Origin of the sequence: Promicromonospora sp. NPDC023805, assembly GCF_040639635.1 — a bacterium.
Classification (GTDB): Bacteria; Actinomycetota; Actinomycetes; order Actinomycetales; family Cellulomonadaceae; genus Promicromonospora.
In genome coordinates, this window is record NZ_JBFAAH010000041.1 from 1 (window position 1) to 13,381 (window position 13,381).

A 13,381-nucleotide genomic window follows, 5' to 3' on the forward strand; every position below is an offset into this window, starting at 1 on the left:
GGCCCCTTTCGGGTCGGAGCGTGTTGCGGCCCAGGGGGGGGGCGGCCCCGCGCAGACGGCGGGTCCCTCTCACCCGGCCGCTGGTCGGGCTTGCCGAGACCCGGGTCTCGACAAGCCCGACCAACGGTGGGGTCAGTAGCGGATCGCGTCGATCACCTTGACGCGCACCGCGTAGATCGCCGGGATCAGGCCGGCGAGCGCTCCGATGCCGATGGCGCAGGCCATGCCCACGAGAGCGGCGTCGAACGGGAAGCCCGGCAGGTCGTCGATCGGGCGGCCGAAGATGCGGTCGATGGGGATGTTCTTGATGATCGCCACGGCGACCACCACACCCACGACACCGGCCACGGTGGTCGCCACCACCGACTCCATGAGGACGCCGAAGAACACCCGTCCGCTCGTGGCTCCGAACGACCGGCGGATGCCGATCTCCCGGATCCGGTAGCGCACGGTGACCAGTGCGATGTTGAGCAGCCCGAGGCCGCCCAGCAGCAGCGCGAACCCGCCCACACCGAGCACGAGGTACTGCAGCACCCGGTCGATCGCGAACGCTTGGACCTGCGGCTTCTGCACGTCGAAGGGCACGCCGGCCGCCGCCAGGTCGCGGGGCAGCACCTCGGCGAACTGGTCCGCCATCTCCGGCGGAACCCAGAACTGGTAGGCGTCGGCTGTGACACGGTCCGGGAACCAGCGGATCGCCTGGTCGAACAGCATCACGGCCCGTGGCTCCTCGTCGTTCCACTGCACGGGCACCTCGCCGATCACCGTGGCGGCGACCAGCGTCTCGCCCTCGATCACCACTGACGGGTGCGCGCCGGCGGGCGCGCCGTCGGCGAACGCGTCCAGGAAGGGCTGGTTGACGACGAGCACGGGGGCCAGCCGTTCACTGTCGGAGTCGGTGAACCACCGCCCGTCCTCCATGTCCAGGCGGGTGATGGTCGCGCTGTCGACGTCGACGGCCGACCAGCTGACGTAGGTGTCGCTCTCCGCGCCGCGGACCTGCAGGTCCGCGGCGGCGCGCGCGGAGTGGTACGAGATCTGGTGCCGGTCGGCGACGCCGTCGACCACCGCGTCCACCTCGGCCGCCGACATCCCGGCCCCGCCGCCCATGGACCACGCCTCGAGGGTGGTGTCCCGGCCGCTCATGCGCTCGGTCTCCTCCTGCATGGCCTGGCCGACCATCGTCACCGCCGCCGTGATGCCGGTGATCGCGGTGACGGCACAGGCGACGCCGATGAGCGCGAGCAGCACCCGTACCCGATGTATCCGCAGCTCGTCCCAGGCCTCGAGGATCGCCCCGACGACGCCGGTCATGCGGTCAGTCCGGCGGTCTGGGCGGCGGCGGTCTTGGCGGCCGCTCTCGCAGCAGCGTTCCCGGCGACAGGGGCTTCGGCGATGGTGGCGTTCTCGGACACCGCCACGGGGGCGTCGAGGTGGATCGGGACCAGGATGCCGTCGGCCAGCCGGAACTGGCGGTCCGCGCGAGCCGCGATCGCCAGGTCGTGCGTGATGGTGACGAGGGCGGACCCGGTCTCGTTCGCGGCATCGTCCAGGAGGGTCATGATCGCCTGGCCGGTCTCGACGTCGAGGGCGCCGGTGGGCTCGTCGGCGAGGATGACGCGCGGTCCGCGCACGAGCGCGCGGGCGATGGCCACCCGCTGCTGCTCACCGCCGGAGAGCTTCTCGGGCCGGGTGTCGAGTCGTCCGCCCAGACCGACCCGCTCCAACGACTGCGCGGCGAGCTTGTTCCGGTTCCAGAACTGCTTGCCGCGCGCGTACATCAGGGGCGCCGCGACGTTCTCGAGGGCCGTGCGGCCCTGGAGCAGGTTGAACTGCTGGAACACGAAGCCGAAGTCGTCGCCCCGGCGCCGGGCGAGGGCCCGGCTGCGCAGGCGGCCGACGGGCTCGCCCTCCAGCAGGTACTCGCCGGACGTGGGGGAGTCGAGCAGGCCGAGGATGTTCAGCAGCGTTGACTTGCCGGTGCCGGAGCGGCCGACGATGGCCACGTGCTCACCGGGGCCGACCGTCAGGTCCACGCCGCGGAGGATCTCGAGGGTGCTGCCGTTCGGCAGCTCGACGTGCCGGGTGACGCCCTGCAGGTCGACGAGAGCAACGGGGGTCATCCGAAGCACTCCTCGTCGAGCATCTGGACCGTCCCCGTGTCGCCTGCCATCCCCGCCTCGTCCAACGCAACCATGTCGTCGCAGTTGACGTCGCTCTCCGTGCCGTCGTCGACGGGCGCGAACTCCAGGATCTGCTCGCCGGCCTTCAGGCCCTTGGTGATCTGGACCTGCAGGCCGTCGGTCAGGCCCAGCGCTACGTCACGTTCCTCGGGCTCCGCACCCTCCTTGGCGACCGTCCACACCTTTCCGGTCTGCGAGGTGCCGAGCACCGCGCTGATCGGCACCACGACCACGCCCTTCGCGTTGCCGTTGGTGATCTCGATCTCGCCGCCGAGACCCGAGAACGCCTTGACCTTGGGCGGGATGGCGCAGCGGACGGACCCGGTGGCCGCCTCGGGGCCCACCTCCATGGCCAGCTCCTCGCCGCCGGTGGCACCGGCGCCGCCACCCGCGGCCTCACCGATCGTGAGCCCGGTGCACGTGAACGGCGCGGGGCCGCCCTTGAGCGTCACCTCGGCCGTGCCGGTGGCCCCGACGAGCCGGTACTGCTGGTCGGCGGTGAGCGTGCCGGAGACGGAGAGGGTGCCGGGGGAGACGGCACCGATGGTCTCGCCGACCGCGACCGCCTGGTCCTTGAGCACGCTGATGTCGACAGTGCCGGTGACCGGCGCGAGGATCGAGGTCCACGTGACCTTCGGCTCCTGCTCAGTGACGGTCTCCTCGCCGGTCTTCTCGTCGACCTCGACGACGGGCTCGACGACCTCCTCGCTCTTGATCCACAGGACGCGCGTGTCCTTGTCGATCTTCTTGTCGTCGACCTCGATCTCGGCGATGACACCGTCGGCGGTGGCCTTGATCTCGACCGGCGGGTCGGTGACCACGGAGCCCGGGACCGTCACGGCGTTGGTGACTGACCCCTTCTCGACGGAGATCACCGACTCGGTGATCTCACCGGTGGGCTGGAGCGCGTCCGGCGGGTCGAGCTCGGCGCCCTTGAGGGCCAGCACGACGAGCGCTCCGGCGATCACCGCCCAGATGATGATCCGGACGGTGGGGAAGACGTACTGTCGGACGGCACCCATGGGGGCTCCTCGCGGCGGCGCTTGACGGAGATCGAACTCTGCGGACTGGTAGCCCGGGGACATTAGCGCAGGTTGCCGGCGAGACGGGATGAAAGTAACGGGTGAATACGGGCCTTGCGGTCGAGCTTGTCGGGACGGGGCCTCGACAAGCTCGACCAGCGGGCGGCGGTCAGGCCGCCGGCGCGGAGGGCGGCGCCAGCAGGAACGCCGGGGCCGTGAGGCCGGCGTCGGCGAAGGCGTCCGCGACGGCCTGGGCGACCGTGTCGACGTCGGACTGGTTGACCAGCGCGATCGCGCTGCCGCCGAACCCGCCGCCGGTCATGCGCGCGCCGAGCGCGCCCGCCGCCATCGCCGTGTCGACGACGAGGTCGAGCTCGCGGCAGGAGACCTCGTAGTCGTCCCGCAGGGAGACGTGCGAGGCCAGCATGAACGGGCCGACGTCGGCCGCGCGGCCCTCCCGTACCAGGTTCGCGAACCGCGCGGTGCGGTCGATCTCCGACACGACGTGCCGCACCCGGCGACGCAGGACGCCGTCGGCGTCGTGCGGCTCGAGCTCGGCCAGCGCCCGGTCGATGCCCATGCCACCGAGGGTCGGCGCGATCTCCCGGAGGGAGTCCAGCCCGAGCAGCTTCGCGGCCTGCTCGCACGTCGCACGACGGGCGCCGTACTCCCCGTCCACGTGCGAGTGCTCGGCCTTGGTGTCGACCACCAGGAGCGTGAGCCCCGCCGTGTCCAGGTCGAACGGCACGGGCACGCCCGACTCCAGGGCGCTCAGCCCCGGGCGGAAGTCGAGCAGCAGCGCATAGCCCTCGCGGCAGCGCAGCGACGCGGACTGGTCGAGACCGCCCGTGGGCGCGCCCGCGATCTCGTTCTCCGCACGGCGTGTCGCGTCGACCAGCTCGGCGCGCCCGGCGTCGGACGCGGCGAGGCCCAGGCCCGCCACCGTGTCGAGGGCCACCGCGACGGAGGCCTCCAGCGCCGCCGACGAGCTCAGCCCGGCCCCGAACGGCACGCACGAGTCGACCGCGGCGTCGAAGCCGCCGACCTTGTGGCCGGCCTCGGCCAGGGCCCAGGCGACGCCGGCGACGTAGGCGCCCCAGCCGCTGGCGCCGGGAGCGATCTCGGAGAGGTTCGCCTCCCAGACGCCCTCTGCCTGCGCCGACACCAGGCGGACCCGGTCGTCCTCACGCGGTCGCAGCGCGATGAACGTGCGGTGCGGCAGCGCCGTGGGCAGGCAGAGCCCGGCGTTGTAGTCGGTGTGCTCACCGATGAGGTTGACCCGGCCCGGGGCGGACCAGACACCCTCGGGGGAGCCGTCGAACGAACTGGTGAAGAGCTCGTCGACCCGGCGCGCGCCTTCCTCGACGGGCCAGGCCTCGAGCCACTGCGGTTCAGTCATGGGAACTATTGTCACTCGCCCTCAGCGGGTGCTGGTACGCAGCACACGGACCGCGCCCGCGGGGACGTCAGCGGAGCCCGCGAAGGCGTCGCCGGTGAGCAGGTCGGTGGCGGGCGCGCCAAGCGGCAGCTTGACCTCGCCGTCCGTGTGGTTGATCGCGACGGTGTAGGTAGCGTCCGCCCCGGTTCGGCGCACTACCTCCAGTCCCTCCACGGTGCCCGACGGCGCCAGCCCGGCGCTCGCGTACACGTCGCTCATGACCGTGGCCAGGGCCTCGACGTCCAGGCTCGTCGACACGTACCAGCCGGTCCCCGCGCCGTGCCGGTGACGGGTGATCGCCGCGCCGCCCGGCTTGGGGCCGTCGACGTAGGAGCCGACCGGCTCGGCGCCGTGGAGCACGAGGTCGTCGGCCCAGACCGTGCCGGTGAGCTCGGTGGTGTCGGTGGTCGCGGCGCCGGCTCCCGCCGCGCCCGCCCGGTAGGTGACGGCGAGCGCTTCGCCGTCGCGCAGCGGGAGGAACTCCTCGACCTGCACGCCGAGCGCATCGCGCAGCGGAGCCATGAAGCCGCCCGGGTGCACGGCGTCGTGCTCGTCGACCACGCCGCTGAAGTAGCTGACAAGCAGCGTGCCGCCGGCCGCGACGTACGCCGTGAGGTTGGCCGCGGCCTCGGTCGTGAGCAGGTACGACGCCGGGGCGACGACCAGCTTGTACCCCGACAGGTCCTGGCTCGGCCGGGCCAGGTCCACGGTGTGGCCGTCCCGCCAGAGGCGGTAGTAGTAGGTGTCGACGCGTTCGCGGTGGCTTGTGCCCTCGCTGGGCCGGTGCTCGAGGTCCTGCGCCCAGAACGACTCGTAGTCCCACAGCAGCGCGACGTCCGCGTGCACGCGGGAGCCGCGCAGCTCGGTCAGGCGGCCGAGGTTCGCGCCAAGCTCCGTGACCTCGCGCCACACCCGCGACCCCGTGCCGGCGTGCGGCAGCATCGCCGAGTGGAACTTCTCCGAGCCCGAGCGGGACGCGCGCCACTGGAAGAACATGATCGTGTCCGCGCCGCGCCCCAGATGCGCGAACGAGTTGCGGGCCAGCTCCCCGGGCCGCTTGGCGACGTTGCGCGGCTGCCAGTTCACCGCCGACGTCGAGTGCTCCAGCAGGAGCCACGGCTTGCCGCCCGCGACGGACCGGGTCAGGTCCGCGGCCAGCGCGAGCCCGACGTATCCGCGCGGGTCGGCGGCCTGCAGGTAGTGGTCGTTCGAGACGAGGTCGACCTCCTTGCCCCAGGCGAACAGGTCGGTGGACGGGCAGCTCGCCGCCATGAAGTTCGTGGTGACGGGCGCGGAGGAGTGTTCACGTACCGCGTCCCGCTCCGCGATGAAGCAGGCCCGGAGGGCGGCGTCGGAGAACCGCGCGAAGTCGAGCTGCTGCGCCGGGTTGACCGACGTCGCCGCCGCGGCGGGGACCTGGACGTGCTCCCAGTCCGCGTAGTGCTGACCCCAGAACGCGGTGCCCCAGGCTGCGTTCAGCGCGTCGAGCGAGCCGTACCGCTCACGCAGCCACTCGCGGAACGCGCGCTGGGCGTGCACCGAGTAGTCGAGGGCGACGGGCGCGCCGTACTCGTTGTGCACATGCCACCCCACGACGGCGGGATGCTTGCTGTACCGCTCGGCCAGCGCGGTGGTGATGCGCAGGGCCGCCTCGCGGTACGCGGGGGCGGTGGGCGCCATCAGGCCGCGCCCGCCCGGGCCCATCGGCGTGCCGTTCCGGTCGACCACGCGCGCGTCCGGGTGGGCGGCGTACAGCCAGGCGGGCGGGGCCGCCGTCGGCGTGGCGAGCAGCACGCGCACACCGCCGTCGTGCAGCAGGCCGATGATGCGGTCCAGCCAGGCGAAGTCGAACTCGCCCTCCCGAGGCTCCAGCAGTGCCCAGCTGAAGATGCCGAGGCTGACGAGGTTCACGCCCGCCTCGTTCATCAGCCGGACGTCCTCCGCCCAGACCTCCTCGGGCCACTGCTCCGGGTTGTAGTCGCCGCCGTAGCCGATCTGCTCGACGTCGGTCAGCCACCCGTCGTACTGCGGTCCGGGGACGAAGGTCGGGGTCTCAGGCATTGAGGATCCTTTCTCGGGGGGTGTGTCAGCTGGGGCTGTCAGGGCAGGACATGGATCGTCGCCGTGACCGGGCCGTGGGAAGTGGTGCCGTCGACGGTGAGCGTGCCGGGCTGGGCGGTCGCGTCGTCGGGCACGTCCTGCCAGGTGACGCGGACGCCGTCCACGTCGCCGTCGGCAGGGGTCAGGACGTCGACCCGGCGGGGGAGCCGGACGTCGTCGCCCACCGCGGTGACGACGTGCACAGTGTCCTCCAGGACGTGTGTGACGTCGCTGTCGTGGAAGACGTCGAGCGACGCGTTCGCCTCGGGGAGCCAGCCCTGGCTGGTCTCGACCCACGTGAACATGGGCTGCCAGTTCGCGGGCTCCCAGACGAGCACGCCCTGCACCCGGTTGCCGGGCACGTCGTTGGCGACCTGGAAGACCCGCTGGATCGCGTCCGCCTGGCCCTGGACGGTCACGGGGAAAGGGGAGTTGGGCAGCGGCGTGGGGTCGCCGGGCGGCCAGCTCTCGGCCGGGTAGGCGGTCTCGGCGACGTCGAGCGCGTACTGCGGGAAGGTGTCGGCGATGGTGTGCAGGTTGTGCTCCAGCGCCTCGGGGCTGCCGTGCCACTCGGGGTAGTAGGACAGCGCGAGTACGTCAGGGGCGGCGTCGGCGGCCTCCAGGCGGGTGAGCAGCTGCGTCCAGAACTCCATGGTCTTGTCGAGGCGACCCGTGTCGACTATCGCGTGGATCTCGACCTCCGACTCCGGGGACGCCTCGCGCACCGCGCGGATGCCGGACGCCATGAGCGTGCCGAACCGGTCCCACTGCTCGGTGTAGAGCTGCTGCTCGGCTGGGTCCGTGCTGCGCCAGTAGTCCCAGAGCAGTCCGCCGCCCGGCTGCGACTGGTAGACGTCCGCCTCCTCGACGAAGTAGGCGGGCGCGGTGGTCCCGATGATCTCGGCCTCGCTGCCGTACATGAAGCCGTTGATCACCTCGTTGCCCACCGCGACCTTGGCGGGGGTGGTGCCCTGCTCCACGAGCTGGGTCAGGTAGTCCGCGGTGAAGTCGTGGACCTCCTGCGTCAGCTCGTCGAAGGGCAGCTCGGCCCAGGCGCGCGGCTTGGGCTGCTTGCTCGGGTCGGCCCAGCTGTCCGCGTAGTGGAAGTCGATGCCGAGGCTCATGTCGTGGTCGGTGATCTCCTCGGCCACCGTGAGCGAGCGTTCCGGGCCCTGGTACGCCGGGTTGGTCTCGACGCCGGTGGTCTCGTCGCGGGGGTCGTTCCAGATGCGCAGGCGCAGGTGCTCCATCCCGCGGTCCTTGACGACGTCGAGCAGGTGCGGGCCGGGGTCCGGCTCGCCGGCGAGGGCGGCCTCCGCATCGAGGTAGTACGGCTGGTCGCGCTCCTGGTCGGCATAGGAGAGGTCGGCGCCGAGCTTCAGGTCGTCGCGCAGGTAGTTGTAGGCACGCAGCTCGGCGACGCCGTTCGTGCCCGGCCGCGCGGTGGTGAACCGGACGCGCAGGTACCTGGTGCCCTCCCTGTCGACCAGTGCGGTGGTGCCGGCCGCGCCGCTGCGGCCGTCCCGGTGGTCGGCGAGGGGCGTCCAGCGCTTGCCGTCGGCCGAGGCCTCGACGACGTAGCGTGCCGGTGTCGCGTCCGCGAGCACCACCTCTACCTTGTGCAGCCCGTCGTACGCGCCGCCGAGATCGACGGTGAGGGCCTGGTCGCGCTTGCCGTGGTGGCTGCCCGACGCCGATGCGGCCGGGCGCCAGGCGGTGCCCGTGTCGTCGTCGAGCACGCGGTCGGCGTCGGAGCCGTTGCTGGTGGCGCGGGCCGTGACCCAGTCCTTGCCGGCGAGGTCGGTCTCGACGGGCTCGATCACCGCTTCGCCGTAGCCGGCCGCCGACGGTCCGATCGCGAGGCCCGCCGTCGTCAGCGCGACGGCGATCGCGGCGCCGCCTGCGAGGGCGCGCCTGCGGTGTGTGCTGTGCGTCATGAGGACTTCCTTGTCCTGGGTCGGGGGCGTTCGTCCGGGGTGTCCGGGACAACGTTAGATCCTCGACGCGCGCGTGGGAATACGCTTCCCTGCACCGGGCGGATTCGTTGGGCCTGTTGGCTTGCATCGATTTACTCGTGACGGCTGTCGATGGCTCTCTCAGACCGGCCGGCAGCAGGCTCGCGCGGCCCCGTCGCAGTGGGACGGCAGAACGTGCGAGCGGTGACAGGCATCAGCCCGCCACCGCTCGCTCACGTGGACGAGCGGGCGTGTGTGCGCCCTCCGGGTCCGGCGACATGCCGCCGCCGGGCAGCGACCTCGGTTGCCCGAGGCGGGACTTGAACCCGCAACCGCTGCTGTGTGCCAGGTAACCGAAGAAACTCCGGCCCGCTCTACGAAGCACGGGTAGGCGTGTTGATGATCGCCGATGTTGGCGCTCTACCATTTGAGCTACGCCGTCCTGACGGACGACGACGGGACTCGAACCCGCAACCTCCCCATTGGAAGTGGGAACCGACGGTCTCCGGCCCACCCGTGCTCGTGCCATGTTCTGTTGTCGAGTCAGGACCCTAGGTGCGCGAGGGCTGTCCTGGCCAGGGCTTATTTCCGACCTACGCCCGCCGGAGATTCGCCACCAGCAGATTCGCGTGGTCCCCGTCACCGCGATGCGGTTCGGTGGGCACATGCGAATCCTGGTTCTCGGTGGAACGGTCTTCCTCTCCCGCGCGGTCGCGGAAGCGGCGGTGGCACGGGGGCACGACGTCACGTGCGCGGCGCGCGGCGTGAGCGGCACGGTGCCCGACGGCGCCACCCTCGTCCCCTGGGACCGCGCCGACGCGGTGCCCGCCGACCTCACGGCCACGCCGTTCGACGCCGTCGTCGACGTCTCGCGCATCCCGTCGCACGTGCGCCGCGCGGTCGCGGCATTCCCTGACACCCACTGGACGTTCGTCTCGACCATCAACGTCTACGCGGACACGGCGACGCCGGGCGGCACGCCGGCGACACTGCCCCTGCTCGACCCGATAGAGACCGACGAGGATCCGGCTTCCGGCCCGGAGACGTACGGCGCCATGAAGGTGGCGTGCGAGAACACGGTCCGCTCCGGCCTCGCGGCCGCGCTCGTGATCCGGCCGGGCCTGATCGTGGGCCCTGGCGACCCGAGCGGCCGGTTCACATACTGGCCCGCTCGGTTCGCCGAGGCGGCCCAGGACGGCCTGCCGGTGCTGGTCCCCGAGCCGGTGGACGCCCCCGTCCAGCTCGTCGACGTCCGCGACCTCGCGGAGTGGATAGTGACGGCGGCGGAGGCGGGCACCACCGGAGACTTCGACGCCGTCTGCCCGCCGGTGCCCCGGTCGGAGCTCCTTGCTCAGGTGGCCGACGGCGCCGGGGCGGACCCGGAGCTCGTCCCCGTCAGCCCCGAGTTGCTCGCCGAGCACGAGGTCGTCCCGTGGTCGGGCCCCCGTTCGATCCCGTTCTGGGCCGCCGACCTGGTCGACTCCGGCTTCCTGGCGCACGACGTCACGTCGTCGCTGGAGGCGGGCCTGACGATCCGGCCGTTCGCGGAGACCACCCGCGACACGCTCGCCTGGCTTGGCGCAACGCCCGACGCCAAGGTCACGGGCCTGACCCGGGCGGAGGAGCAGCAGGTGCTGACGGCCGTCCGCGGCTGAGCACCACGGTGCTGACGTATTGACGCAATGATTGCGTCATTACTATGATGGCGGCATGCTCTTCCCGACCCCAGACCTCTCGTCGGACGACGTGCGCGTGCTCGCCGACATCGATTACGCGCGCGACGGCCTGCGCCTGCAGGTCCGGTCGACACCCACGAAGTGGACCGACGACCTTCGCCGCTTCCTGACCGCCGATGCCGTTGCTGCCTCGAACTCGATCGAGGGTTTCCGGGTCTCGACCGTCGACGCAGAAGACCTCATGGACGGTGAGCGCGACGTCGACGTCTCGGAGGTGAACCGCGAGGAGACCCTCGCGTACCAGCGGATGATGACCTACATCCAGTCGCTGCACGATGCACCCGACTTCGGCTACAGCAAGGGTCTTCTCAACGGCCTCCACTGGATGCTCCAGGGGCATCACCACACGCCGCTGCGTCCTGCGGGGCAGTGGCGAAAGGGCTCGGTGTACGTCACCGACACCCGCGACCCGAGCATCGCCGTCTACACCGCGCCCTCGGTGGACGAGGTGCCAGGACTCATGGCCGAGCTGGTGGACTGGCTCAACGCCGATGACGAAACCCACCCCGTCGTCCGAGCCGCGATGGCGCACCTGCACCTGGTCTCCATCCACCCGTGGTCGGACGGGAACGGTCGCATGTCGCGTTCGCTGCAGACACTCGTCACGGCACGGTCGGGCGTCCTGGCTCCTGAGTTCTCGTCGATCGAGGCCTGGCTCGGCAGACCGGGCAACACCTGGGAGTACTACCGGCAGCTCGGTGCCCGGGGCGCCACCTATCTGCCCGATCAGGATGTCTCCGAATGGGTCAGGTTCAATCTCGTGGCGTCCCACCAGCAGACCCAGTCCGTTCGGCTGCGCCTCGAACGATCCACCCGCGTGCTCCAGCAGCTGGACACGTTTGTGGACTCCATGGGACTCAGCAGCCGTGTCGTCAGCGCGCTGCACGACGTCGCGCTCTCGGGCCGGGTGCGCCGCAGCCGGTACGAACGCTCGGAGAACCTGCGCCTGCAGCAGGCGCAGCGCGATCTCCGCGACCTCGTCGCGGCGCGCGTCCTCGAGCCGGTCGGCCGGACCCGTGCCCGCTACTACGTTGCCGGCGACCAGTTTCCGCAGGCTGCGCTGGAGGAAGCCCGCACACCGTTCACGCTCACGGACCCGTATGCGAAGTAGGGGTCTGGCCCTGGATATTGCCTGGTCAGCGCGAAACCGGCCCTCTAGGGTCCTGGTTCGACAACAGAATCGCGGAGGCACTGAGTGCTTCCTCGCTCGAGAAGCGGTGGCGGGCCCACGCCTGCCGCCGCTCTCTTCTGCCCGTCGCCAGAACTACCCATCCCGAGAGGAGCTTCGCCATGGACATCCTGCGCGCCGTCAACCGCCGTCGGACTCCCCAGAACCAGCCCGCCGACCTGCGCCAGAAGGCGAACTCCGCCGGCGGCCACACCTTCGTGCTCGACGACGCCGCGCGCCTGCGCCGCTTCCTCACGCTCGGCGTCGACGGCGGCACGTACTACGCCTCCGCCGGCCCGCTGGCGCGTGAGAACGCAGAGGTCGTGGGCAGGATGGCGGCCGCCGACCCGGTGACGCTGGTCGACACGATCGTCGAGGTGTCGACGAGCGGCGCCGCGCCCAAGCAGAACCCTGCGCTGTTCGCGCTCGCGTTCGCGGCGTCGGTCCCCGAGTCGGCGGCGCTCGCGCTCGCCGCGCTGCCGCAGGTCGCGCGCACGGGTACGCACCTGTTCCTGTTCGCCGGCTACGTCGAGCAGTTCCGGGGCTGGGGTCGCGGGCTGCGTCGCGCCGTCGGCGGCTGGTACACGGCGAAGGACGCCGACGCCGTCGCCTACCAGGCGGTGAAGTACCGGCAGCGCGAGGGCTGGTCGCACCGCGACCTGCTGCGCCTGGCGCACCCCGTCACGGCCGATCCCGCGCTCCGGGCGACCTTCGACTGGGTGGTCCGCGGTGCGACGGGCGAGCAGACCCCCGCGCTGGTCGAGGCGTTCCTCAAGGCCCAGGGGGCCACGGACTCCTCGACCTGGTCGGCGCTCGTCCGCGAGGGTGGCCTGACCTGGGAGATGCTCCCTGACGCGGCGCTCGCCGAGCCCGCGGTGTGGGACGCGCTGCTCGACGTCGGCATGCCCGCAACGGCGCTGATGCGTCAGCTCCCGCGGCTCACGCGGCTGGGGCTGCTGCCCGACGTCGGCGGGCGCACCGACGAGGTCGCGAGCCTGCTCGCTGACCCCGAGCGGCTGCGGCGTGCCCGCGTGCACCCGGTGAACGTGCTGGTGGCGCAGCGGACCTACGCGTCGGGCGTCTCGGCCAGGGGCACGGGTGCGTGGGAGCCCACGCAGCGCATCGTCGATGCGCTCGACGCCGGGTTCTACGCGGCGTTCGGTGCTGTCGAGCCGGCCGGGAAGCGGATGCTGCTCGCCGTGGACGTGTCGGGTTCGATGGGCGTCTCGATCGCCGGGATGCCGCTCACGGCGCGCGAGGCCTCGGCGGCGCTGGCGCTCGTCCAGCTCGCGACCGAGCCGGGGTCGTCGGCCGTCGGGTTCACGACCGGTCCCGGTGGCGCCTGGAACACGTCGGAGCTGAAGCCGCTGCGGATCTCGCCGCGCCGTCGGCTCGACGACGCCCTGCGCGTGGTCGACAAGATGCCGATGGGCGGCACGGACTGCGCCCAGCCCATGCTGTACGCGCTGGCCAAGGGGCTGAAGGTCGACACGTTCGTGGTCTACACCGACAACGAGACGTGGCACGGGGACATCCACCCGCACCAGGCGCTGCGGCAGTACCGGGAGTGCACGGGCATCCCGGCGCGGCTCGTGGTGGTGGGTATGACCGCCACCGAGTTCTCGATCGCGGACCCGACCGACCCGGGGATGCTCGACGTCGCGGGCTTCGACGCGGCGGTGCCGTCCCTGATCTCGCAGTTCGCACGGGGTATGTGACGGTGCGACTGGGTGTGTGACTTCGATTTCGATGTCAAGTAACTTGATATCGAAATCGAAG

The 13,381-nt window shown here is 71.5% G+C and carries 9 protein-coding genes and 1 tRNA gene; 3 read left to right on the forward strand and 7 right to left on the reverse strand.

Annotation, left to right across the window (positions count from 1 at the left end; translation table 11 throughout):
• Window positions 1–132: 132 nt before the first annotated feature.
• The 7 genes from AB0F70_RS25930 to AB0F70_RS25960 form a co-directional block, all read right to left on the reverse strand.
• A complete protein-coding gene (locus tag AB0F70_RS25930) occupies window positions 133–1,314 on the reverse strand; it encodes an ABC transporter permease (protein WP_357455647.1) in 1,182 nt (393 codons plus the stop codon).
• Window positions 1,311–2,123: an ABC transporter ATP-binding protein gene (locus tag AB0F70_RS25935; RefSeq protein WP_357455650.1), complete on the reverse strand. Its 813-nt coding sequence runs from the start codon at window positions 2,121–2,123 to the stop codon at window positions 1,311–1,313. The genes AB0F70_RS25930 and AB0F70_RS25935 overlap by 4 nt, the downstream gene beginning before the upstream one ends.
• Window positions 2,120–3,205, reverse strand: coding sequence for a secretion protein HlyD (locus tag AB0F70_RS25940; RefSeq protein WP_357455653.1), 1,086 nt, complete (start codon window positions 3,203–3,205; stop codon window positions 2,120–2,122). Before AB0F70_RS25940 ends, AB0F70_RS25935 begins: the two co-directional genes overlap by 4 nt.
• A gap of 169 nt (window positions 3,206–3,374) precedes the next feature.
• On the reverse strand, window positions 3,375–4,604 hold the full coding sequence (gene galK, locus AB0F70_RS25945; protein WP_357455656.1) for a galactokinase: 1,230 nt from the start codon (window positions 4,602–4,604) through the stop codon (window positions 3,375–3,377).
• 21 nt (window positions 4,605–4,625) lie between these two features.
• Window positions 4,626–6,704 (reverse strand): beta-galactosidase, encoded by a 2,079-nt coding sequence (locus tag AB0F70_RS25950; RefSeq protein ID WP_357455659.1) that lies wholly within the window; start codon window positions 6,702–6,704, stop codon window positions 4,626–4,628.
• Between the two features lie 38 nt (window positions 6,705–6,742).
• Complete coding sequence (locus AB0F70_RS25955; protein ID WP_357455662.1) at window positions 6,743–8,680, reverse strand: glycosyl hydrolase 53 family protein; 1,938 nt, start codon at window positions 8,678–8,680, stop codon at window positions 6,743–6,745.
• Window positions 8,681–9,144: 464 nt separating this feature from the next.
• Window positions 9,145–9,214, reverse strand: a tRNA-Gly gene (locus AB0F70_RS25960).
• Between the two features lie 149 nt (window positions 9,215–9,363).
• Between AB0F70_RS25960 and AB0F70_RS25965 the strand changes: the two genes are divergently transcribed.
• The 3 genes from AB0F70_RS25965 to AB0F70_RS25975 all read left to right on the forward strand — a co-directional run bounded on the left by AB0F70_RS25965 (window position 9,364) and on the right by AB0F70_RS25975 (window position 13,320).
• On the forward strand, window positions 9,364–10,353 hold the full coding sequence (locus AB0F70_RS25965; RefSeq protein ID WP_357455665.1) for an NAD-dependent epimerase/dehydratase family protein: 990 nt from the start codon (window positions 9,364–9,366) through the stop codon (window positions 10,351–10,353).
• A gap of 55 nt (window positions 10,354–10,408) precedes the next feature.
• Window positions 10,409–11,545 (forward strand): Fic family protein, encoded by a 1,137-nt coding sequence (locus tag AB0F70_RS25970; RefSeq protein ID WP_357455668.1) that lies wholly within the window; start codon window positions 10,409–10,411, stop codon window positions 11,543–11,545.
• A 179-nt stretch (window positions 11,546–11,724) separates the two neighbouring features.
• Window positions 11,725–13,320 (forward strand): TROVE domain-containing protein, encoded by a 1,596-nt coding sequence (locus AB0F70_RS25975; protein ID WP_357455671.1) that lies wholly within the window; start codon window positions 11,725–11,727, stop codon window positions 13,318–13,320.
• Window positions 13,321–13,381 lie beyond the last annotated feature (61 nt).

Coding starts and splice junctions, on each gene's coding strand:
- AB0F70_RS25950 (WP_357455659.1), bottom strand. CDS start 6,704: ATGCCTGAGACCCCGACCTTCGTCCCCGGACCGCAGTACGACGGGTGG.
- AB0F70_RS25935 (WP_357455650.1), bottom strand. CDS start 2,123: ATGACCCCCGTTGCTCTCGTCGACCTGCAGGGCGTCACCCGGCACGTC.
- AB0F70_RS25975 (WP_357455671.1), top strand. CDS start 11,725: ATGGACATCCTGCGCGCCGTCAACCGCCGTCGGACTCCCCAGAACCAG.
- galK (WP_357455656.1), bottom strand. CDS start 4,604: ATGACTGAACCGCAGTGGCTCGAGGCCTGGCCCGTCGAGGAAGGCGCG.
- AB0F70_RS25970 (WP_357455668.1), top strand. CDS start 10,409: ATGCTCTTCCCGACCCCAGACCTCTCGTCGGACGACGTGCGCGTGCTC.
- AB0F70_RS25940 (WP_357455653.1), bottom strand. CDS start 3,205: ATGGGTGCCGTCCGACAGTACGTCTTCCCCACCGTCCGGATCATCATC.
- AB0F70_RS25965 (WP_357455665.1), top strand. CDS start 9,364: ATGCGAATCCTGGTTCTCGGTGGAACGGTCTTCCTCTCCCGCGCGGTC.
- AB0F70_RS25955 (WP_357455662.1), bottom strand. CDS start 8,680: ATGACGCACAGCACACACCGCAGGCGCGCCCTCGCAGGCGGCGCCGCG.
- AB0F70_RS25930 (WP_357455647.1), bottom strand. CDS start 1,314: ATGACCGGCGTCGTCGGGGCGATCCTCGAGGCCTGGGACGAGCTGCGG.